At 47.5% G+C, this 20,225-nt stretch carries 26 protein-coding genes and 2 pseudogenes; 3 read left to right on the forward strand and 25 right to left on the reverse strand.

Annotated features, from left to right (window positions below):
• Nucleotides 1–4: 4 nt before the first annotated feature.
• A complete protein-coding gene (locus QMO62_RS11840; protein ID WP_284641163.1) occupies nt 5–1,123 on the forward strand; it encodes a YheC/YheD family endospore coat-associated protein in 1,119 nt (372 codons plus the stop codon).
• Nucleotides 1,124–1,181: 58 nt separating this feature from the next.
• Here QMO62_RS11840 and QMO62_RS11845 read toward each other — a convergent pair whose 3' ends face one another.
• From QMO62_RS11845 to QMO62_RS11870, 6 genes and pseudogenes are all read right to left on the reverse strand, one after another.
• The gene (locus QMO62_RS11845; RefSeq protein ID WP_284641164.1) at nt 1,182–1,859 is read right to left on the reverse strand and encodes an HAD family hydrolase; all 678 of its coding nucleotides are present in this window, start codon (nt 1,857–1,859) and stop codon (nt 1,182–1,184) included.
• Nucleotides 1,860–2,010: 151 nt separating this feature from the next.
• Nucleotides 2,011–2,400, reverse strand: coding sequence for a DUF6010 family protein (locus QMO62_RS11850; RefSeq protein ID WP_284641165.1), 390 nt, complete (start codon nt 2,398–2,400; stop codon nt 2,011–2,013).
• A 149-nt stretch (nt 2,401–2,549) separates the two neighbouring features.
• Nucleotides 2,550–3,200: a CBO0543 family protein gene (locus tag QMO62_RS11855; protein WP_284641166.1), complete on the reverse strand. Its 651-nt coding sequence runs from the start codon at nt 3,198–3,200 to the stop codon at nt 2,550–2,552.
• Nucleotides 3,201–3,721: 521 nt separating this feature from the next.
• Nucleotides 3,722–3,922 carry a hypothetical protein gene (locus QMO62_RS11860; protein WP_284641167.1) on the reverse strand — a complete coding sequence of 67 codons (201 nt, stop codon included), beginning with the start codon at nt 3,920–3,922 and terminating at the stop codon, nt 3,722–3,724.
• A gap of 126 nt (nt 3,923–4,048) precedes the next feature.
• A complete protein-coding gene (locus tag QMO62_RS11865) occupies nt 4,049–4,423 on the reverse strand; it encodes a hypothetical protein (protein WP_284641168.1) in 375 nt (124 codons plus the stop codon).
• A gap of 25 nt (nt 4,424–4,448) precedes the next feature.
• Nucleotides 4,449–4,841: pseudogene (locus QMO62_RS11870) on the reverse strand (manganese catalase family protein); the annotation flags it as partial.
• Between the two features lie 899 nt (nt 4,842–5,740).
• Between QMO62_RS11870 and sda the strand changes: the two are divergent.
• The gene (sda, locus tag QMO62_RS11875; RefSeq protein ID WP_284641169.1) at nt 5,741–5,899 is read left to right on the forward strand and encodes a sporulation histidine kinase inhibitor Sda; all 159 of its coding nucleotides are present in this window, start codon (nt 5,741–5,743) and stop codon (nt 5,897–5,899) included.
• A gap of 242 nt (nt 5,900–6,141) precedes the next feature.
• Nucleotides 6,142–6,654, forward strand: a complete 513-nt coding sequence (locus tag QMO62_RS11880; protein ID WP_284641170.1) for a hypothetical protein — start codon at nt 6,142–6,144, stop codon at nt 6,652–6,654.
• An 86-nt stretch (nt 6,655–6,740) separates the two neighbouring features.
• On the opposite strand, the gene QMO62_RS11885 is transcribed toward QMO62_RS11880, so the two are convergent.
• From QMO62_RS11885 to QMO62_RS11975, 19 genes and pseudogenes are all read right to left on the reverse strand, one after another.
• Nucleotides 6,741–6,971, reverse strand: a complete 231-nt coding sequence (locus QMO62_RS11885; protein ID WP_284641171.1) for a LexA family transcriptional regulator — start codon at nt 6,969–6,971, stop codon at nt 6,741–6,743.
• 13 nt (nt 6,972–6,984) lie between these two features.
• Nucleotides 6,985–7,197 (reverse strand): annotated as a pseudogene (locus QMO62_RS11890) (LexA family protein); the annotation flags it as partial.
• 385 nt (nt 7,198–7,582) lie between these two features.
• Complete coding sequence (locus QMO62_RS11895) at nt 7,583–8,401, reverse strand: N-acetylmuramoyl-L-alanine amidase family protein (RefSeq protein WP_284641172.1); 819 nt, start codon at nt 8,399–8,401, stop codon at nt 7,583–7,585.
• Nucleotides 8,398–8,808, reverse strand: a complete 411-nt coding sequence (locus QMO62_RS11900; protein ID WP_284641173.1) for a phage holin family protein — start codon at nt 8,806–8,808, stop codon at nt 8,398–8,400. Before QMO62_RS11900 ends, QMO62_RS11895 begins: the two co-directional genes overlap by 4 nt.
• 80 nt (nt 8,809–8,888) lie before the next feature.
• Nucleotides 8,889–9,026 carry a CD1375 family protein gene (locus QMO62_RS11905; protein WP_284641174.1) on the reverse strand — a complete coding sequence of 46 codons (138 nt, stop codon included), beginning with the start codon at nt 9,024–9,026 and terminating at the stop codon, nt 8,889–8,891.
• Nucleotides 9,027–9,072: 46 nt separating this feature from the next.
• Entirely contained in the window at nt 9,073–9,183 is a 111-nt protein-coding gene (locus QMO62_RS11910; protein WP_284641175.1) for a CD1375 family protein, read from the reverse strand.
• A complete protein-coding gene (locus tag QMO62_RS11915; protein WP_284641176.1) occupies nt 9,183–9,671 on the reverse strand; it encodes a hypothetical protein in 489 nt (162 codons plus the stop codon). Before QMO62_RS11915 ends, QMO62_RS11910 begins: the two co-directional genes overlap by 1 nt.
• Nucleotides 9,668–11,758: a hypothetical protein gene (locus QMO62_RS11920; protein ID WP_284641177.1), complete on the reverse strand. Its 2,091-nt coding sequence runs from the start codon at nt 11,756–11,758 to the stop codon at nt 9,668–9,670. The genes QMO62_RS11915 and QMO62_RS11920 overlap by 4 nt, the downstream gene beginning before the upstream one ends.
• A gap of 15 nt (nt 11,759–11,773) precedes the next feature.
• Nucleotides 11,774–12,418, reverse strand: a complete 645-nt coding sequence (locus QMO62_RS11925; protein WP_284641178.1) for a hypothetical protein — start codon at nt 12,416–12,418, stop codon at nt 11,774–11,776.
• On the reverse strand, nt 12,415–13,593 hold the full coding sequence (locus tag QMO62_RS11930; protein WP_284641179.1) for a baseplate J/gp47 family protein: 1,179 nt from the start codon (nt 13,591–13,593) through the stop codon (nt 12,415–12,417). The genes QMO62_RS11925 and QMO62_RS11930 overlap by 4 nt, the downstream gene beginning before the upstream one ends.
• Nucleotides 13,580–13,927 carry a DUF2634 domain-containing protein gene (locus QMO62_RS11935; protein ID WP_284641180.1) on the reverse strand — a complete coding sequence of 116 codons (348 nt, stop codon included), beginning with the start codon at nt 13,925–13,927 and terminating at the stop codon, nt 13,580–13,582. Before QMO62_RS11935 ends, QMO62_RS11930 begins: the two co-directional genes overlap by 14 nt.
• Entirely contained in the window at nt 13,915–14,358 is a 444-nt protein-coding gene (locus tag QMO62_RS11940) for a hypothetical protein (protein ID WP_284641181.1), read from the reverse strand. Before QMO62_RS11940 ends, QMO62_RS11935 begins: the two co-directional genes overlap by 13 nt.
• Nucleotides 14,355–15,146 (reverse strand): phage protein, encoded by a 792-nt coding sequence (locus QMO62_RS11945; RefSeq protein ID WP_443690013.1) that lies wholly within the window; start codon nt 15,144–15,146, stop codon nt 14,355–14,357. Before QMO62_RS11945 ends, QMO62_RS11940 begins: the two co-directional genes overlap by 4 nt.
• Nucleotides 15,139–15,456, reverse strand: a complete 318-nt coding sequence (locus QMO62_RS11950) for a phage baseplate plug family protein (RefSeq protein ID WP_284641183.1) — start codon at nt 15,454–15,456, stop codon at nt 15,139–15,141. The genes QMO62_RS11945 and QMO62_RS11950 overlap by 8 nt, the downstream gene beginning before the upstream one ends.
• 6 nt (nt 15,457–15,462) lie before the next feature.
• A complete protein-coding gene (locus QMO62_RS11955; RefSeq protein WP_284641184.1) occupies nt 15,463–15,948 on the reverse strand; it encodes a phage baseplate protein in 486 nt (161 codons plus the stop codon).
• The gene (locus tag QMO62_RS11960; RefSeq protein WP_284641185.1) at nt 15,948–18,233 is read right to left on the reverse strand and encodes a phage tail tape measure protein; all 2,286 of its coding nucleotides are present in this window, start codon (nt 18,231–18,233) and stop codon (nt 15,948–15,950) included. Before QMO62_RS11960 ends, QMO62_RS11955 begins: the two co-directional genes overlap by 1 nt.
• 181 nt (nt 18,234–18,414) lie before the next feature.
• A complete protein-coding gene (locus QMO62_RS11965; protein WP_284641186.1) occupies nt 18,415–18,726 on the reverse strand; it encodes a hypothetical protein in 312 nt (103 codons plus the stop codon).
• 81 nt (nt 18,727–18,807) lie between these two features.
• Nucleotides 18,808–19,203: a phage structural protein gene (locus QMO62_RS11970; RefSeq protein WP_284641187.1), complete on the reverse strand. Its 396-nt coding sequence runs from the start codon at nt 19,201–19,203 to the stop codon at nt 18,808–18,810.
• Between the two features lie 14 nt (nt 19,204–19,217).
• Entirely contained in the window at nt 19,218–20,225 is a 1,008-nt protein-coding gene (locus QMO62_RS11975) for a DUF3383 family protein (protein ID WP_284641188.1), read from the reverse strand.

A 20,225-nucleotide genomic window follows, 5' to 3' on the forward strand; every position in this document is an offset into this window, starting at 1 on the left:
CAGCATGCCCCTTTACCAAGTTGGTGTATTAGCGATGTATATGCAAGGAAAAAAGCTGGAGGAGCTTTCCTTCTTCCGCAAGCTCTGTGTCAACGGGCGCAAGCTTGGGCTGGAGGTGCTCGTCTTCACGCCGGATGACGTACATGAGAGCAAAGGACCTCGCATTCATGCGCTGTCGTATAATCCGGAGAAGGGTAAGTGGGAACGCAAGTGGACTTCGTTCCCACCCATCATCTATGACCGTGCGCGCTATCACGGGGTGAGCAATTACCGAAAGCTGAAGGCCTTCCGGGAGCGGCATACGAAGCTTCGCTACATTAGCCGACCGATGGCCAACAAATGGACGATGCATCGGATTTTGTCCGAGCACGACCAAATCAAGCCGCATATGCCGGATACGGAGAAATTCGAGGATGCGAAAAGCATTGCGAATTTCATGAAGAAGCACTCCATCGTCTACATGAAACCGATGAACGGCACCGGAGGGCGGGGCATCCTTCGTCTGCAGCGTCTTCCGGGCGGCGAGCACTGTTTGCTTCAGGGGCGTGACCCGAATCGGCGCATTCTCCTTCCGCAGAAGGTCACGCCTGAGCAAATTACGAGCCGGGTTTCCGGCTGGAAGCTGGGCCATCGGTATATTTTACAGCAGGGGATTCCTCTCCAGCTGAAGGACGGACGCGTTCACGACTTTCGGATGCTCGTTCAGAAGGACAGCACCGGGGTGTGGCAGGTTACCGGCTGCGCCGGACGGGTCGGACCGAAGCGCTCCGTGACGTCCAACCTTCATGGCGGGGGCTCGGCGGCACCGATGGAAACCTTGCTGAAACGGAGATTCGGCTCGCAGGCAAAGGTAGATCAAATCAAACAAAGCGCGTATACTCTCGGCTTGAATGTCGTGAAGCATTTGGAAGAGAAGTTCGGACGTTTATGCGAGGTCGGCATCGATTTGGCGGTTGACCCGAAGGGCCATGTGTGGCTCCTGGAAGTGAATCCGAAGCCGTCGCGGGAAGTATTCTACCGGATCGGGGAAACGGAAACGTACCGGAGAGCGATTACACGCCCGCTGGAGTATGCGCTCTGGCTGCTAAAGCAGAAGAAGCCGGCCGAAGAGAAAAAAGAGTAACCTTTACCTACAACAAACCCCCTGCCGGCCTTCATGGCCTAAGCAAGGGGTTTCGTTATTATTGTATCAGCGTTAACAGATCCTCAAACCGGTTAATGATCACATCCGCATCGTCGAGCTCTCCTTCTTTACGGAAGCCGGCGTAATCGCAGCCGATCACCTTCAAGCCGTTGGCATGCCCTGCCTCCACATCGGACGAGCGGTCGCCAACCATCCAGGCCGACTTCAGCTGATGCCGTTCGAGCAGCAATCGAACCAGATCATTCTTGGAGCGTGTTTGGTACTCTCCCGCGTTATACAACCCATCCTTCTCGAACAACGGCTCGAGGCCCTGCATGCGGATAACTCCCTTAACGTATGCTTCAAGCCCGTTACTGGCTATAAACAGCTTGATGCCCTGCTCCCGCGCAGCCTGCAGCGTGCGGGCCACACCGTCATATAACTTCCCTTCCTTGCGAGCCATCCCCTCGAGCTGGTAGTTCAACAGAAGCTCGTCCGCCCGTCGATGCACCTCGGCACCGTAATCCGGCATCACCTGCTGCCATATATGCTCAAGCAGCATTCCCAGCGCACCGAGAATATGCTTCTCCGGCGGTGTCTCTCCTTGAAACAGGCCTTCCTTCCGCAGCTGATCAAAGGTGGCATAATACGCCGGCAGCAGCAATGTTTCCGTTTGAAACAACGTGCCGTCGAGATCGAAGATCATCGCTTCCGGCTTCGTCCATTTCCCAGTCATCGGTTCCCCTCCCGAAACACTTTTTTACGTATTATACAACCATGATTTCCCGGTAAAGTCAAACCGCACCTCGAAGGAATTAGTTGCTGTCGGGAACCCCGCGGGCTTCGTTTCATCTCAGTTTGGTGCGGAGTGCTTTTGTCCAAGTAAATTAAAAAAAGATAAAAATATATGCGGCCACGGTAACGTCAAAGATCGCACAGAGAGGCGGAAACCAGTGGATTACCTTGGTCTTGATCACTTTCGGATGGTGCAGCATATCCCATATTCCGTGCAAGGCAAATCCGATTCCAATCCACATCGGGGAAACCAATAATCCCATGGCTGCTATCGTAAAAAACAGAAGAGACATTCCAAACTCAACAGAGATCCATTGGATTCGCGAATCTGCTAAAGCAGCCCCCAAATAAACGCAGGCGGTATATCCTAAGAATAACGCGAACATTTCATAAGCGATCGGTGAATAAAACCAGTAAAAGCATCTAATGGTCAATAAGGCGAGTAAGATACCTCCAACAATTATTTTCCCTTGGTTTGACATGATACATCCTCCTAGTGTAATTTCCTATGCATATCTTAGCACTTGGAGATTACAACAAAAGCGCAAAAAATGTACCCGCTTCACGCAAATGATTGCGCCCTTCACGCAAAAAAAGGCACGCCGCCGGCATGCCTTTTCCTTCAAGCTATTTACGTAACCTTGCTTCTCTTCCTGCCTGGCAGCTTGAGGTTCACATCGTTCATCTTAACCCTGTGATCCTGTCTGCCCTGCCTCTTCGGATTAGAGGTTTTCATTTTCGAAAATAAGGAGGTTAGCAGGTAGGCCGCCTCATACAGGGTTATATAAATAAGGAAGATGATAAAGTAATTTACCCACTTGTATTTTTCGAACAAACCGAACATGACCAGTAATGGTTTGAAACCAAACCCAAATGCCAGTGCAGTTAAGACGGCATACAGGTGAAAGTTTTTCCCTCGCTTAAGGGTCCATTGATAGACGAACATGATCGCTACCGGAATTAGCGCAGCATCCAATGAAACACTGGGCAGAAACGGTATTACCTGATATGGGTATCCCCATAACCCGTAACGGATGCCGAATACATCTGTATAAGCAAAGAGCACATGAGTGGCGAACCCAAAAAATGCGATTTGGTATATCTTTGTACGATCAATAAACCTGTATACTAGAATGAGTGGGATAATAAGCATAGCCAGGATTGTCCAAAATTGCCAAGTGGTAAAATTGGAGTATAGAGACCAATAATTAACCCCCTCACGAGTAAGCCGTTCTTGAGTCGATACTATATTATGAAAATAATCAGCTTGTGTTTGCGTCATCCTTGTGTTCCCTCCTTGTTGTCCTTAGGGTACACAATTAATAACAGTAATATTACGCTATTTCCTTACTGGTTCAATGCGAAAATGATTTTTGCCATGCGACTGACTCTCCTCCCTGGTTTTCTTGCATATTCATCATTAGGCGTTCCATTTGCAGCCTTCTTTATGTCTAGATTTTACCATCCAACAGCATGCCCGGTTTCTCATGGATTGCTCATGTGCACAGTCATGGCTCGAACAGCAATATCCATAGGCTTTTAAGCCAACACTAACCAGCTTGTATTCATTCCGTAAATAACCTAAAGTCCTCCGGCGGAGGATCCTCCCAGGCGCGTATGATAAGGATTGTCTCCGGATCTGTTTTATCCCATTCGATAAAACCTTCTTTAGCCAGTATCGCAAGCGAATCCCATACACGTTTTTCATTCCGCCCTGTCTTGATCGTTAGTTCGTGGATCGTTGGCGTTCTTCTACGGATAGCTGTAAAGTTTCCAATTATACGTAACAGCTTACGCTCGGCATCATGAAGCATATTGATTCACCGGCTTCACTGCCAGAATGTTCTCAATTCGAAAAGTTCTTGGATCATTTCGATGTAAACAATGTGCCTTAACGATACCGCCAACTGATGATTTCACATGGATCCGCCGCTGGGTGATTCGTTCGTCAAGGCCAATATAAATAATATCAATTGTTTTTCCAACGTATTTTCCCATATTCATACATATTTCACCTCTAATAAGAACGTTTGTTCTATACTATGTTATACAGAACAAACGTTCTTTATACAAGGGGGGCTTAACTATACAAAAAAATAGCACACCCACAGGGGCATGCCAGTTCTTAAGCTAATCCATCGGGCCGGCGGCCCAGTTATCGTAGCTTGCAGCGGCCGGTGGGGCATGCAGCACCATCTGGGCAATAAGTCTTGTATTGTCCAGTTTATTCCTGACATAAGTCAGCTCGCTCTTCGCCTGCTCCGCAGCCAGCTTCGCCTTCAATACAAGACGTCGCAGCTCATGCGTATGAGGCCATAGCTCCGCCTCACGCGCCTGCTCATTCTTGCCCTGAATCGTCCCCTGGTAGAAAAGCTCGTTCGTCTTGGCCGTTAACGCCAGCCTGCTCTCCTCCAAGTAGGACAACGCCTTCAAATAATCCTGCTCCGCCCGCAGTACCCGTTCCGGGAGCGACTGCAGCTCCAGCAGAATATCCTCCTTCTGCACAGCGCCAACCTCCCATTGATCTTATTTAAAATATTTTCTTCTGCTGCCGGTCCGCCTTAAGAATTTCGACCGCTTCACGGAAGCGCATCGAATGCACAACCTCCCGCTCCCGCAGGAATTTCAGACCGTCTTGCAAATCGACATCGTCGGTCATATCGATGAGCCATTGGTATGTAGCTCTGGCCTTCTCTTCAGCCGCAATATCCTCGTACAAATCGGCGATCGGGTCACCCTTCGCCTGTATGTAGGCCGCTGTCCACGGCACACCGCTGGCATTTTGATAAAACAGGGCATTGTCGTGCGCCACGTAATGATCATCGAGTCCCGCGGCCTTCAGCATCTCCGGTGTCGCATCCTTTGTCAGCTTATACACCATGGTCGCAATCATTTCTAGATGGGCAAATTCTTTAGCGCCAATATGTTATAAGTATTTTTATCTTCTGTATAATATATGAATGAGCTCCTTACAAATGTCTTTTTGAAATTAAATATTTCTTGCCACCTAAATATACACAACAAAAAAGACCCGACGAGGATTATATCCTTTCGGGTTTATACCTGCAGCTAGATTTTAACCTCAGCCGTTAATGATTTCTTTGCTAACGTTTCTCATTTGTTTTTTATTAACCCTGTTGAATTCGATGTAATAAGGTAATAATTAAAAAATATGGAGGTGGCATATGTATTATTTATTTGCAAATATCATTATCTTGAATATGGTTGTGTTCTTTATGAAAAAGAGATTATCAAAAATTGATTATTATACTACTGTTTTTTTTGCATTGTTCTTAAATTCCTTCGTTGATGTTTTTCTTGACTTTAAGTATGACTTGTATGGATTCTTTAGACATGGTGTTGATTGGCAGTATAGTTTTATATTATTTGGTGTATTACCACAAGCAAGCATTATTTTTATCAATTATTACCCCTTTTCGGGTGGTAAATTACAACAGGTAAAGTATATTCTGCAAACCAGCATTCTGTTTACAATGTGGGAGTGGATAACGTCATACACATGGGTTTTTTATTACAATGGATGGAATCCCATGTACTCGCTATTATGCTATCCGTTAATTTTTTTAATTCTCGTACTCAACTACCATTTTGTTCGGCACTTATTGCAAAAATAGTACTCGGGGAAATGTTGACCATAAAAGATTTCAGTTCGTGACGCAAAACTAAACTAAAATTTATAAAGAAATATTCTATATATTAACATATTTGATATTGTATATCTTTGGTTTAATGCACTACATTAAAATTGTCTGTTTCAATTGCCGAAACAGTGACAACTTGCATAGGGAGCTTACTGTGGATATGAACGAAAAATTGACTCTGTCGGAACTAGAGGAAGATGTCTTGCTTATGGCCTATAAAGATGCTGTAATTTTAAAGTTACCGCAAGAATTTATTTCAGTGCTAAGACAAGAAATACACAGGAGAAACTTAGAAGTTATAGCTGATGATAATGATTAATAGCATTGGACCATTGTGAAAGACCGCTACCCTTAGGCTGCTTAAGGTAACGTTCTTATACGCTTTTATTGCCGAAAGCGTCGCAATGGTCGGCTGATACTTCCGCCTTGTGAAATCTGTTGATATGCTGTTGATAATGTTGTGGATTGAGATTCGTAACACAATGATGCTCGAAACTAAATCCCTCAAGTAGGCGTAAATATGGATGTAAAATATACCATATTGAAGGGATAACAAGCCAAATGAGAAGATTCACAATTATTGTATCTGTTGCTGCAGTAGTGTTTACATCTCTCTCTGCCTGCGGAAAATCAACAAACCCACCGGTTGCGACAACCGCCCCAACGCAAACGGCGATATCGACTAATGATGAAGCATGGAAAGGCAGCCTAACTGAGATTGCTAATAGCAGCAAGACCGCAACTGAGAAGTTCGATGAGGTTACAAAGTTAGCACGAGCATATAAGGCAAGTGATGCGGAGATAACAGCATACGAGGCATACATTTTAAGTGAGTATAAAAACAAGACTTATTTAAGTGATATTTCAAACCATGTATACATGCTAACCAATGTTTTTAAAGCCACCGTAGTAGAGAGACATTATGCGGATAAAGATAAAAAACCAATTGATTCGTTTGCTCTCGACTTCTTACAAAACACAAAATATACATACAGAGGCACCGAAACGGTTGGAAGCGACTCAGTTAAATCCAACGAAAAACAGATGGACAAAGCAATATTAAATATAAAATAAAAGTCCTAATGAAAAAAATCCCACTAGCCAGCTCTCAGGGCTTGTGGGATGTGCTTTTTATTAAGTAACAATTTTTTGCTAAAACCTTATTCAATAAACAGCTTATAGTCGTTGTATTCAGGCGGAGGATTCTCCCAGGCTCGAAGCAATAATATGCTCTCCGGATCGTCCTGGCTCCACTCAATGAAATCTTCATCGGCAAGCACGGCCAGTGACTTGTATATACTCTTCTCGAAACGACCGGTCTTTATCGTCAGCTCATTGATCGTTGGAGTCCTACCTCGTATGGCTAAAAAGTTGGAGATAATCCTTAACAATTTACGTTCATGGTCAGGAAGCATCAAGACTCACCAACACTTTTAACGTCCTCGGTGATGATTCATCCCACGTGATAGCTCCTCGGTTTCGTAACCTCTCCAAATGGCCGTACACTGTGCTTGGCGATTTCAGGTCTACAAGAGTGCCTATCTCGCGAATCGTAGGCGGGTAACCCTTCTCTATGATGTACTGGTGAATAACTTTTAAAATTTCCGCTTGCTTGCGAGAGAGTGTTTTTGTTAAAGGATTGAGTTGGTTACCTTTGAGTACGTTTAATTCGGCCTTAAGCTAGCAATTTTTTGTAACAATTCAAGCTCTCTATCGAAAGTCACGTTGTCATCACTACTCCGTATTATCTTTTCCCCATCGAACATTTCTTCAATGGTTTCCTCTATCAGATCTGAAAAATCACCCAAAACGCCGATGCATTGATCCATCTTGACATCGCTCGCCCTTTATACCAACATAAATTCTGTATATAGAATAACAGAACGTTTGTTCTCAAATCAAGTGTTAAATAGTAAAGCTCCACCAAATGCAAATAACCCCCATACAAAGCCCTCTGGCGGGCCTGTATGGGGTCGGTTCAAATTCTCAAGCGATTGGCAATTTATTCACGGATGATTCCGGCTGCATCGCGTAGTTCGTCAGCAAGAGCTTTCTGGTGATCTCTGAGCCTCTTCCAAGCTTCAGCATCGTCTAATCGGCCTTCTGCCTCAGCTTTTTTTCTCTCGTCATCACACTTGAACCACTCCGGGGACAGGTATGAATCGATAATGTTGTTTGCTGTGCTTGAACTCAACTTCTTAGTCACGTTATCTCCTTCCTTCGACTTGAATTCCTGACCGGTATACTCACAAGCGGTCCGTGCTATCACCTCAGCGCAAAGGCGTTGAAACCCTTCATCCTGAAGCAGTTCAAGATCGTCTAGGTTTGTCATGAATGCATGCTCAATGAGGATCGCTGGGATTCCGTATCGCGCCGGAACACGGCACATATGGAAATCCGTCCACGTTCCCGGCATGCTTGGTACAATGTTTCGATCCGGATGGGGAAGGAGGCTGTCGGCGTACTTATCCCATATTTGAGCAAGCCGTTTGCTCTGCCCATGATCATGCCAATAAAAACACCAGTGGCCGCGAGCGTCACGGTTTCCGTTTGCGTCTGCGTGGATGCTAAAAAGAAGATCAGCACCGAACGTACGGGCCTTCTCAACACGCTCGTTTAAGAATATCTCGTCCTCATCATTCAATGGCTGCAGCTGTACGACTTCGAACCCATTCGCCTCAAGGAGTTCCTGTGCATATCGGGATACCCCAGCATTGAACGTATGCTCTTTAAACACAGCACCGGATGGTGTGACAACTCCCTTGCCTCCCCCGCGATCATATGTGCTAGCAGAGTGCCCCGCGTCTAGCGCGATCTTCATTTGCTGACCCCTTTCTGTTCAAAAGCCGACTGCAGTGCCTTTAATGGCCCGAGAGGAACACCAAGCTTCCCGCCGTTTTTCAAGATGCTTAAAAACTCTATAATGATATAGGCAACCACTACTCCATCACCAATTGCACCGTTGAGCTGAACACCGGGAACTGACTTTTCAACCATGTACACGCATCCGATAAGAATCACAACGTATGTCTTTTTAAATAGTCCCTGAATGCCGATCCTCGGGCTTATTTTCTTCTGTACGTAGGCCACCATCAATCCAGTAGCAAAGTCGAATAACATCATGCCAATAAGTATCGTCAGGGCTAACCCAAGACCCCCGACCATCCAAGAAATTACGCCTCCTATAATACCTGTCCCTGCCTTTAGAATCACATCCATGCGCTCCATATATTCACCTCTCCATGCCCGTCATTTGGGCAATAAAATAGCCCCGATCGGCTCGGGGCGGTAGCTAAGTCGCCTTATCTTTATTGGGGTAACGGCTTGCCATCTGTTCCGAGATCCATAGCTGATAATTCGGCTTCAACGGCTGGCTGGAGATTTGCAGGCACCTGTTGGAAATTCTTATAACCTTTGATGATAAGAGTAACGTATACTGTAACCATTGATTCACCTCCTCCCCGCAATATAAAAAGCAGCAACACAATGACCCTAGCCATTGTTTGCCGCCAGTAATAATTCGACTTCCGGTTTTAAATGTTCCGGCACATCATTGATCGTTCTCAATTTCTTACGAATCAAATTCGCATATATCTGGGCCATCAGCTGGTGCCTCCTGAATTCTGTTCTACTTGTTCCAAACGTGATTCCAGTTGTGCGATGCGATCCGCTTGCTGTGCAATGAGTTCTCCTTGTTGTAGAATGATCTCGTACGCTTCAGCAAGCCCAAGCATCGTTTCTACTGTCTCCTGCTCCCGCTGGGTCGTGTCGGCGATCTGCTTCTCGTATGATTCAGCTATAGCTAACATGGTCGAGAGGCTTTCTGCTTCGAGCCTGTATGTCTTCTTATCTATCGTTTCAGGAAGCTGGTCTCTTACGTCTTTCAGACCTTCAGGCAACTTATCGCCCATTTCCAGCATCCGGTCCTCTGCCTGGGGCAGCTGGTCTACCAGGATAAAGTCGTAAGCGCTACGGTCTATTCCCGTAATCGTATCGCTGCCGATAATGTCGGTATCGGTGAATTCTTTTACGTTCCGGGCGATAAAAATAACATCGCGGCTTTCTTTGTTATATACCAGTCCTATAATCATGATAGTTTCAACGTACCTCCCCCGTACGTAGCCTGGGAACCGCTTGGGACTGTAGACCCCGCATAACTGGCAATGAGTGAACCTAAATCTGCGTATAGCCCATATGTGTTGTTGGTTCCAGTGCCCCCATCTACAAATATTGTACTATCCATGTTTGCCCTAATGGCATAGTACGAATTGGAAAAGCTGCTGCTGTGTAAATATACCGAAGTGGCTTCTGCTTGAATCCCAGCCCCCCCGGAAGAAGTCTTCATGCCATTGGCCCGACAATTACTTAAATACACATACCTGTTTCTTGTTAGGTAGAAGGCAGCTATAGGGCCTGTGCCTGTCCGTGTGCATTCCATGTTTATTAAGGTCACTTGTACCGTACACTGGCTTACAAATATGCTGTCTATGCTGTACAAACCACCGTTAGCGGTTAATGTAATAGTGCCCTTTCCTGTGAATCCGGTGATAGATACGCCTTCATTACTTGCTTGTCCCGGTATCATGATAATAGTTATTGCATGGTCTATTACCGGGGGCAGGTTATTGATTACCTGTTGAATCGTGGCTTTCGCTTTGGCTGGGCTTCGTCCATCGTTTGCGCTGCTACCATTGGCGAAGTCTACATACCAGGTTTCGTCCCCGTATGTAGCTAGTTGGAATTTCAACGTCCTATCAAAAAATGTTGAGTAGTTATTTTGCGCCTTCCCCGGTTGGGCATACATTAGGTAAACGTTACGTAAATCCTTTGTATCGTAGCCGTTTTCCATAATGATAGCGCGGGTTTGTGCAAACGCCGCGCCCTGTTTCCAGCTGTCGGTACCGGACGTGGGCTGGTAGCCGTTTTGTACGATAACCGTATCATAGCCGCTTGCCCGCGTACCGAATACCGTAACATAGTCGTTAACAGAATCCCCCAGTGCTATCTGGTTCCCCGATGCATTCGAACCGCCAGCGCCCGGTTTTACCCACAGCTGGAAGTTATTATTTTGGTTATTTGTTCGCCCATTAACGACAAGCTGCCCGGTAGTGAATTTTCCATCCGGTTCAAATACAAACTGGTTTCCCCAATCCCATGTTTCCCCATTGACGGCGGTAGATGGGGCCAGTATAAATGCGTCGCTTTCCGGGTGGTGGAAAAGCCAGCTTTTCCTACCTGTCAACTTAGATACCCAGGGGTTGCCGTTGGTTGTGGTCATGTTCCCGGAAATCGTACCGCCGCCCGAATGAAGAATATCATATACCGTCGTTTCCCCACCGCCTACCGTTGGGCGGTATTTCAGCCCATCGGCTACCAGGTGTAGCGGCTTAAATACATTCCCGGTATGAACGGCTAGCACTTCGCCTACGTCCCTTGTATCGTTGTACTGCATAAAGGTAAACTTCTGCCAGTTTGACGGGGAAGCCGCCCTTACTTGTACGTTAGATTGTAGTACTCCAGTAAATTGTCCTGTGTTTGCATATAACCCAGCGTAGGCGTTCGCATCGGTTAAGAAACTGAAAGCTGTGCTATCGGCATATACCCTGCGCCTTCCCGCTTTGTCACCTATAGCGAAGCCGTAGGTAGCGCCGCCCATATCGACTACGCCGTTTACTGTAAGCCCCGCGAAGTTCGGGCTGCTGGTCGTATTGACATCTTGGTTCACTCTTCCGTTCAATACTCCTAAGGCAAGCGCAATAGCTTTAATTGTCATGGCCGGAGCGGTAAGCCAACTCGTTTCACCAGTCAAGTTTTTCAAGCGGTTAGCGAGGAAATTAAAGAGCTTCGTGATCGTGTTCGGTCCGGAAATGGCTGTGTCAGAATCGTCGATGGTTCGGTTCCCAATAACAGTATCTGTAGCAGCACCGTTGGCTAATCCTGAAGAGGTGATCTTTGGGCCATCACCGTCTGTGCCCGTATGTCCGTGACCAGACGAACCACTAAAAGCCCCTATTAATTTTGACCGTATCTCAGCAGTTACTTTTGAAATTCTTGTAAATAGCCAATTGAAGTAGTCCGCTGGAGGTTTCTCCCCTGGAACAAAGCCCGTCACCTTCTTGGAGGCAGGCGGTTCCGTCCCTTCTGGCTGCCAATCCGGTTGTTGTTCATTGAATTGCACTATGTCTCACTCCCATCATATCGGCAAGTCCTTTTCGTCTGCAGGGCTGTATGCGGCTCCGAGATACCCGCCGATACTACCTGCCAAGTCCCCGAATCCCGTGCTATCATCGCTCTCACTTTGGTCCGGGACACTTGAAAATGAAAAGGTACCTTCAAGTTCAATGACCCTCACGCGAACCCCTGCAGCTACTGTCCTTTGAATGATCTTTGAAAATTGAACAGGTGACAAACCAATCTCGTTAATTCGTTGAAGAGGTACGCTGATGACGGAGATCCCCGCTGGCTCGGGGGAGACAGGATCTTCAAATGTCTCCTTGATCTCAATCTCGCTCGGGTCACAATCCAGCGCAGTCGATACCACCCGAATGATGGTATTAATATCACCTGTGGAGAGGTTCCGGGCGATCTTAGATTTAATTAAGATGCGGTACACCTCATCCGTAGCCACACCACGGGGTTGGCCCACGTTTTGCCCAATCCGATCTAGAGTTGTTCCTTGCGCTTGATCTATATCCCGCCAATCCCGTATTCGATTTTGGGTTTCAGTTAACTCTCGAATTTGATCGGCCATGATTGTAAGTAGCTTGCCAATGTTGCTATTTGGGTTTTTGGAGAACACATCGGTTAAACGCCTCAGCACATCCTGTGGTGTAATCATAACGAATGCACCACCGTAATCAGGTTGTGCCTCGTTTGCGCTACTTGGTTTGTGGCGATGGATTGGTTTGTGGCCGTCCAACTTGCACCGTCATTGCTAAGTTCCACTACTACATCGATCACGCCTTCTACGTTGTATGCTGCTGCGATCAGGCGGGAATAAACAACATCATCCCCCATGTTTAACCCCACAAATACAGATCCACTTGCATCCTCACCCCCGATGTAACGCACGGTAGCCGTCTTTAGCTGGTTATCCCCATCCGAGGGATACCGATTGTCGGTGACAATCGTAAATCGAACATGTATCTCTACCTCCGTGGCATAGCTGAAACTCATGGTATGATCATACCCTGCATCATCCTTTACCACGATGCTTTGTGATCCATGGGGCTTTACTCCCGCGGCCTTTGTATTCAATATCGTTTTAGCGATGTCCTGAGGCATTCCTCCAAGTACATACGCCTCAAAACAATGGGGAGGCCTACCGTCGGCATCCGGCGTCGAATCATAATTCTCGATCACCGTTGCAGCACGAACACCGGGGGTCTTCAATAACTCTGAACGAATTGACGCAACAGTTGCTTTGCCTCTTCCTTCAGAAGAAATCGCAAAACGATCTCTAAATTCCTTGGCGGTCTCTTTCTCCCGGCCACCGAATGTTGGTTCTGCGTTCGTTACTGTACTAACGTTGGCATTTGTATTTACGATTGTCGTAATGACACCGGCAGACACGTTTCCGGCTTTACCTGGCGTGATTGCGCGAATCGCTACCGATCCAGTACCACTTCCGCTTAACGTAACCGGTTCTTCCGTCTCGAAAACCTGACCAGCACCGGAAACCCGAAATCCGGGAGGAATAGTATAATTGGGTGTTCCCGATAACTGAACCCTGCCTTTCGCCGGTAAAGCCTGAATTCGTTTAATGCCTGCGTATGGGCCAAGCTTATCGAGGCTGACCCCTTCTGCAGTATTTACATACCCACTGTTGTAAACATCCTCCGAATTCTGCCATGCGATGGACAGAAACCATGCAAACAAACGAAGGATAATTCCCAGAACGCTCCTCTCGGTCGTGTTCATCTGTTGACCAAAAACCTCTTTTGCCTTGGTCTCCATTTCCGAAAATAGATCATCAAACCGTTTTCTCTTGAAACCGGTACTATCCAGTGCCACTGTTTATCACCTCCCCTTCAGTACTCGTGGCGGTAAACGCGATTGAACTCTCCCTAGCCGTTGTGTTTAGTGTGACATCGATCGATTCCACCGTCTGAATTCGAGGCTCTTGTCGCAAACCGGAGCGGATCTCCTCGCGGGCAGCTTCCACACTCACCTGCTTACCGTGAAGCTTATCGAAACGAATCCCCATTTGAGGATTCAGAAACCATTCCCCTCTATTTGTTCCAAGTACAATTTCACAACACTGGGCCAGCTCCTCAATACCCTCTACTAAAGTAAGATCATTGTTTTCGATAACAAGATCGCCGTTAACTAGCTTTATAGACTGCATGGAAGCACCCCCACAATCACGGCGTCGTTAGCATTGTGCATTCTCCTGCTATCTGGTTTGGAAAGGACTCCTGACTGAGCTGTTTTCATATGGCGATCCGCGCAAACAACATATACCGTGTCTCCAGGAGAAAGACTTGGTGTACATGTTTGTTCATGCTCCCGTACAATGACCGTTCGTTCGGAGCCCTGATCAACAATGGTTTGCGCGTGCTCCTTCACCTTCAGTTTGTGTCCAATCGCTGGCACGTTCTGAATGGGGGAAGGTGTAAGGTCCGCCAGCTGCAGTAACGGAGATACGACAGCCATACCCGTCCCCTCATCGTAAGATAATACTTTGCACGGGAAAGCGACTCGAAGTTCTTTAAACACTTCACTGATGATCCCGAGAGCAAGCTCAGCCAAAGGCTTAGATGGGTCATTTTTATTCATGGCAAAATCGCCTCCACTTCCGTGATGAAGTCACCAGTGCGACTGAACGTGTGACTCCCACTTCTCACGTGAACCCTGCCTTCGAAGTACGAGCTGGTCACATCAATTATAGAAGCTGTCGTTATCCGGTATTGCAGTTGAGACTTCAGGTTATAGCCCTTGAAATGTTCATCTTCGAAGGGTTCAGGCGATCCAATCATGCCCGTCTCGACATTTAAGGAGAATACGTCATCGGCCCCTCTTCGCAAGTTGCGAATGTATAGTTTCCCCTTATTGACGTAAGCGCTTGTTCCACAATCCGCCGCGATATCGCTAATGATCTTGGTCACCTCACCACTGGCAGTGTAACCATCCTCATAGCGGTAATCCTGATTAAGTTCGAATTGTGCGATTGGCAGACCTAACTGCGCGGCCATTTCTTTAAGGATGTAGGAAGCAAGGGTGCCTTCTGCATAGGCCACATCAGTTAGCTTACGGCTAGAAAGATCCTCTGAATCTAAAACATAGATCGTCGTGATCTTGTCGACGCCCTCGCGTTTTGTATGAACCTTGGAAATAAACCCGTGGAGGATGACTCCTACATCCCCCCTGTAGCCTGCGTTAATTGTTAGCACATCGCCGCGTTGAATTCGCTCGATCGTGTCCTGTGTTAGGTTCCAAATCTTAATCTCGCTCTCATTGGGAAGCGGATCATTATCAAACGGTACCGAGCCCTCGATGGCGAAATCATCGCTAGAGAACATCATGTTGTTGACCATTACCTCTACCACTCTTCCAAAGTTACTCATCGCGGCTCACCACGTAGAGCAGGACTTTCTCGCCGAGGGTTTCCCACGTTACTTGATCCGTGTTAGAGGCCATGTCCAGCGGTACAATATCGACAGCGGGAAAGCGATTATCCCAAATATCAGCGAACAAGGGAATTCCATAGACGATCTTCTCGCCTGTGGCTAGGGTTTCCGTATCTCTAGTTAGATCCACGGTAAAGAAATCGAATTCGCTGTTGTAGTGAATCTCAAAAATAAAAACCGTACCGGCCAAAGAAATATCAAACCGATACGGTACAGATTTCTTTTGAATCTCAATATACTCCATCATGGCACCTTACCCTTCAGCCCATGGGCTTCCAGCCTTGAATGTAACCTTTTTGACCTCGTCATCTTTTTTTCTTGACTTCGTTTGCTTTCGTCCAGAACTGATCACGGGAGCAACCTGGGCACGAATAGGAGCCTCCAACGTTTCAATATAGGAGGTTTTAGCGGTCCGAACCTCTTTGAGGGTCATAGAGAATGCAAACCCGTTGGCTACTCGGCTATTATGCTTTGGTTTCAGGCTTGTGATAAGACCCACGAAATAATTTCGCCCATCGTATTCCACAATGGACCCCGAATTCATTAAGGCAATGATTGCAGCTCGTTTTTCTGCCGCATCATCCCCGACCACGTACCCGGTAATGGTCATGAACCGGGCTTTAGGCTGAACGTGATCCGAGATGTTAATACCGCTTTCTACCGGTTGTTCTGTGACATCCACATCATAATCTGGATCCTCATCTTCCACTAGGATATACATGCCGTTCAGGGTAGCCATTACGTCTCCACCTCCACCATACCTGAATCCAATCCAAGTCGACGGATGGCACTCTCGACCGCTTCCACAAGCACAGGTTTAACTCCATCTGCTATGTTGATTGCATTGGACTCAGAGATAGGTGTTGTCCCCTTTACTTCTACGACCAGTTGAATCGTGATGTTTGATGAAGATCCGTAAGGATTGGCCTGCGTAGCAGTTGCTGGCATCGTGGATGGCAATGCGTATTGGGATTCTTCAAATGGAGCAACTGCTTCTTCTGCCAATCCACCGGCGACGCCGGAAACATCGCTTTCCGTGCCTGCAAGGCCTTCGATCAATCCTTCTCCGGTCCAGAATCCTACCTCCATCATTACGCGGGATGGTGAATGGATGTCAAGGAAGCCAGTGATGCTGTCCTTAATCCCTTTGCCGATGCCCTTGGCAGCGTCCCATACGGCACTTCCCATTGAGGTAATGCCGTGGATCAACCCGTTAAGTATATCTTTTCCAATTTGAACGAGATCGATGGACTCTAAAAAGTCCATTGCTCTTCCCCATGCATCGCGAATGGCACCCCATACCTCGAATGCCTTTTCCTTTACCATATCCCAGTTGGCAACCATCCACACCACTGCAGCAATGAGGGCAACAATGCCTGCGATTACCCAGGTCATAGGGTTAGCCCAAAACGCTGCATTGAGCGCCCACTGTGCGGCTGTCATCGCCCATGTAAGCCCTGTTGAAACGGCCATGACAGTCCGCTGTGCAATCCATGCAGAGGTAGTGAGCGCGATGGATGTGGCTGTTGCCCAACCCTGTGCCGCATAGCTGAGCATCGCCATGACGAGCTGCCCTGTAATCGTAGCTCCCGTCACCGTCGCTTGCCATGCGGTAGTAGCCATGGATGCGATGAACCCGGCAGATATTTTAGCTCCAGCGATCGTTGCCTGAACACCCGAGCTGATCAATGCAGGTAAGAAGAATGCAGTGATAATCCCGGCTGTGATGCTTATAGCGAATTGGTGGTCCTCAAAAAATTGTGTCGACCACTGAATCGCATCACTCACACCTGATATCGCTCCTTCGGATATGGCAAAAGCAATACCAATGCCGGTTACGATTACCTGCCCAAGACTTTGGATAGCGGGATTAATCCCTATCACCCATTTCTGAAAGCGGTCCGCAACAGGAAGAAACCTATCACCTATCGGGATAAGGATACCCGTCTCAAATTGCCTCCAAAAAATTTGCATCGCATGACCGGGCTCTTCCAGTTTAATTCTGTTAAGCTCCTCCATGGTATCTTTCGTCATATCAAACTGGCTGCGGGCTGACCCCATAGCCGAAACGATACCCGCTTCCAAGTCCTCGAATTGGGTACCCATCAGCGATACTCCAACGGTGTTGCGTTCGACAGGGTCTTCAATCGCATCGATCATTTGCATGATCTGACTGAAAGAAGCCTTCGCCTCGGGCCCGCCTCTTGCAAAGGTCTGCATCATCTCCTCAGCATTCAGCCCGAGCATTTGATACGCCTCGATCGTTGTTTTGGAGCCATCTTTTGCCCGGATGTTAAACTCCTTTACAGCATCACCGACTTTGTCAAGGTCGAAAGCCCCGTTCTCCATCCCCGCTCCGAAAACATCAAACATTTCGTTGGCTGAGAATCCAAGTGATTTGAAGAATACGGAATACTCATTCGCGGAGTCGAGCAAATTTCCATTTGCGTTGAGTCCTTGCTGCGCTCCTTGTGCCATCAGGTTGTATGCCGCGTCTGATTCGATGCCAAAGTTTTTCATCATGCCGCGTGCCGCCCGGAGGGATTCTGTGATCTCGAAGCCAATGTCCGGGTTGTCCCGAAGAAGCATCGCATTCCTTGCGGTTTCTTCAAGTTGGTCTCCCGTTTCTTTGGTGATCTGCTTCACCAAAGAGATGGACCCCGCAAGATCACCCCAATTCTCACCGTAGTTTTGCTCATACAGCCTCGCGGCTATTCCGCGGGTTTCGTCCATTAACTCACCCACGGAACCCGTGGCCCCTTCGATCCTGCCCATGGCTTGCTCGTATTCCCGAGCCGCATTGAACGCTTTATATCCGAGAGTTGCAACGCCAACAGCTACTGCGTCCAAAGCACCGGCACTAACCGAAGCGAACATGCTGAATCCCCTGCCGAGCCCTGTTATCGAATCGTCTACTTCGTCTGTGCTGCGCCGAAGGTTCTGGAGGTCCTTATCCGCATTTTGAACGGCTTTATTCGTCACCTTGAAGCCAACGGCAAACATAAGATTGCCGATAATGCCCATGTTTTACCTCCTTCCTCTCCCTGGCGGCGTCCCCTTTGCCTTTGGAGCATTCTTTTCCTGCATTTCGATATGAAGATCAAGAGCTGCATTAGCTTCCAAAATGTCATTCTGGTCCATTAAATCCAGTTCGGAGTATGTCACCATCTGAGCGCACAGCAGCCTCCATTGCGGCCAGTTACGTTCAGCCCTCTCCCGCGCCGCCTTCTTCTTGTCGAAAAGAATCCTCCGTTTGCTCATCTAGACCATTCACGAACTTATAAGCTTCCTGGACAACTTCGTTAAACTCTCGAATCGATGAAAAGTCATCCATCTTCATTTTCGGATTCACAATGACGTGTTCTAGCATTTCGTCGGCAAGTTTTTCATCCTGTGGAATGCCGTGTTTGTTCTTGATCCGATCGTTGATTTTGGTTACGGACCGGATGCCGGGAAATTGAAAGGTATATTTTGTGCCGGATTTGGAAGTGTACTGTTTTTGCTTGAAGTTTTTCATGGTTTCATTTGCTCCTCGCTTTGTAATATGTTTTAAAGAAAAACCAAAATCCCAACCGCTTGGGATTTTGGTTAATGCAGCTTACTCCATTTTCAGGTCAAGGCACTGCAGCTCGTACTCACGGTCTTCTGCTGACTTGCCGTAGGTACGGTCTGCAGGCTTCTTTACATAAGCTTCCGTTGCGGAAGAGGTTTCCTTCGGATCTCCAGAATAGATTACACTCACCGGTACCAATCTCCCGCTATTGGCAAGACGGTCCAAGTGAGCAATAGCAGGACTTGAGGATTGGACAGTGATCGTAATGGTGCCCAGCTTATTGTTATTTTTAGCAATGATGACATCGCCTTGGGCTCCCACCTTCGGCTCGTAGCCATCTTCATCCTTAACCACTTCTACCATGTCCTCGCCGAGACCCGTGATATACACGTTATCGACAATGACGCTCACGTCGCTTGGATCATAAGTCTTTGCTGGCAATGAAAGCTCCCCCTTTACAGTTTAATGGTACCGCGAATGCGAGTCTTATGGATTGCCCCAGCGAGCTCGAACCAGAATGTCCCGTCGTTGTACTCGCGAACTGCACGATCCGCTGGATCTACCTCGGAACGTGCCTTGAAGGAGGTTCCAAACAAGCTGATGCCATCTGTATCCTTGGCAATCATCCCGTTGTTGTCTGCCCGTTGAAGCACTGTTTTCGTTGTCGCTTCAATCTGGGAGATACCTCCATTGTCATAAGGGATCTTATCCTTCGAGTTAAGTAGCTTTTGAACAGCGAACTCGATTGAGGAAACAAGATAATCCTTGGATTGGATGATATCGATGTATTCCCCGCTCATCGTCTTCCCTTCACTGGTCACGTTGTCTCCGGCTTTCGTAACGTAAGTGTTTGCACCAAGAGCGTGAATACTCTCCAATTCAGTCGAATCGATATCGAGAGGCTGAATCCCTGACAGCGTTTTGAATTTCCACGTCAAGCTACCCGGAGGAGCAGAGCCGGCCCTTCCAATCCATGCAGCTTCCGGGTACTTCGCTACTTCCGCTGCGATGTGATAAAAACCGTTTGTTCTTGTATATCCTTCAGCGAAGATCGTGGCAAGGTCCGTCTTGCTGCTCGTGCGGAAGAAATATTGCCTTGAGTTATCCTGCTCCACAGCCTCAGCGATGGTTGTAATATCGTTAAGGTCTGTGCTCGTACTGATAAGGTAATACCAATCCTTGAGAAACAATGTTTCCAACACTTCCTCAAGAGTTTCCGGCGTGCTACCCGTCCTACGGGCAATAATGGCGATTTCTGTTGGTGAGTTATCCCCTTGCCCAAACAGCGCGGAAGCTGCCTTGTATTCCTCCGTCGCGCTTGCATAGTCCACGAGGACGGCTGATAAGGTTTTATACGTCTTATAGGCATTTCCCGCAGCGCTAGAGCCGAGTATTAAAGGTTTGCCGAACCCGATTTTCGGTGTTGGCCGCTGGATATCTATCGTGACAGTAACGTCATTCAA

The organism is Paenibacillus silviterrae (assembly GCF_030167925.1).
In the GTDB taxonomy this organism is placed as follows: Bacteria; Bacillota; Bacilli; order Paenibacillales; family NBRC-103111; genus Paenibacillus_G; species Paenibacillus_G silviterrae.

Coding starts and splice junctions, on each gene's coding strand:
- QMO62_RS11955 (WP_284641184.1), bottom strand. CDS start 15,948: ATGGCTACCCTGAACGGCATGTATATCCTAGTGGAAGATGAGGATCCA.
- QMO62_RS11945 (WP_443690013.1), bottom strand. CDS start 15,146: ATGAGTAACTTTGGAAGAGTGGTAGAGGTAATGGTCAACAACATGATG.
- QMO62_RS11935 (WP_284641180.1), bottom strand. CDS start 13,927: ATGCAGTCTATAAAGCTAGTTAACGGCGATCTTGTTATCGAAAACAAT.
- QMO62_RS11840 (WP_284641163.1), top strand. CDS start 5: ATGCCCCTTTACCAAGTTGGTGTATTAGCGATGTATATGCAAGGAAAA.
- QMO62_RS11960 (WP_284641185.1), bottom strand. CDS start 18,233: ATGGGCATTATCGGCAATCTTATGTTTGCCGTTGGCTTCAAGGTGACG.
- QMO62_RS11895 (WP_284641172.1), bottom strand. CDS start 8,401: ATGAAGATCGCGCTAGACGCGGGGCACTCTGCTAGCACATATGATCGC.
- QMO62_RS11900 (WP_284641173.1), bottom strand. CDS start 8,808: ATGGAGCGCATGGATGTGATTCTAAAGGCAGGGACAGGTATTATAGGA.
- QMO62_RS11915 (WP_284641176.1), bottom strand. CDS start 9,671: ATGATTATAGGACTGGTATATAACAAAGAAAGCCGCGATGTTATTTTT.
- QMO62_RS11850 (WP_284641165.1), bottom strand. CDS start 2,400: ATGTCAAACCAAGGGAAAATAATTGTTGGAGGTATCTTACTCGCCTTA.
- QMO62_RS11950 (WP_284641183.1), bottom strand. CDS start 15,456: ATGATGGAGTATATTGAGATTCAAAAGAAATCTGTACCGTATCGGTTT.
- QMO62_RS11965 (WP_284641186.1), bottom strand. CDS start 18,726: ATGAAAAACTTCAAGCAAAAACAGTACACTTCCAAATCCGGCACAAAA.
- QMO62_RS11845 (WP_284641164.1), bottom strand. CDS start 1,859: ATGACTGGGAAATGGACGAAGCCGGAAGCGATGATCTTCGATCTCGAC.
- QMO62_RS11940 (WP_284641181.1), bottom strand. CDS start 14,358: ATGAATAAAAATGACCCATCTAAGCCTTTGGCTGAGCTTGCTCTCGGG.
- QMO62_RS11905 (WP_284641174.1), bottom strand. CDS start 9,026: ATGGTTACAGTATACGTTACTCTTATCATCAAAGGTTATAAGAATTTC.
- sda (WP_284641169.1), top strand. CDS start 5,741: ATGAACGAAAAATTGACTCTGTCGGAACTAGAGGAAGATGTCTTGCTT.
- QMO62_RS11910 (WP_284641175.1), bottom strand. CDS start 9,183: ATGGCCCAGATATATGCGAATTTGATTCGTAAGAAATTGAGAACGATC.
- QMO62_RS11860 (WP_284641167.1), bottom strand. CDS start 3,922: ATGAATATGGGAAAATACGTTGGAAAAACAATTGATATTATTTATATT.
- QMO62_RS11855 (WP_284641166.1), bottom strand. CDS start 3,200: ATGACGCAAACACAAGCTGATTATTTTCATAATATAGTATCGACTCAA.
- QMO62_RS11880 (WP_284641170.1), top strand. CDS start 6,142: ATGAGAAGATTCACAATTATTGTATCTGTTGCTGCAGTAGTGTTTACA.
- QMO62_RS11925 (WP_284641178.1), bottom strand. CDS start 12,418: ATGATTACACCACAGGATGTGCTGAGGCGTTTAACCGATGTGTTCTCC.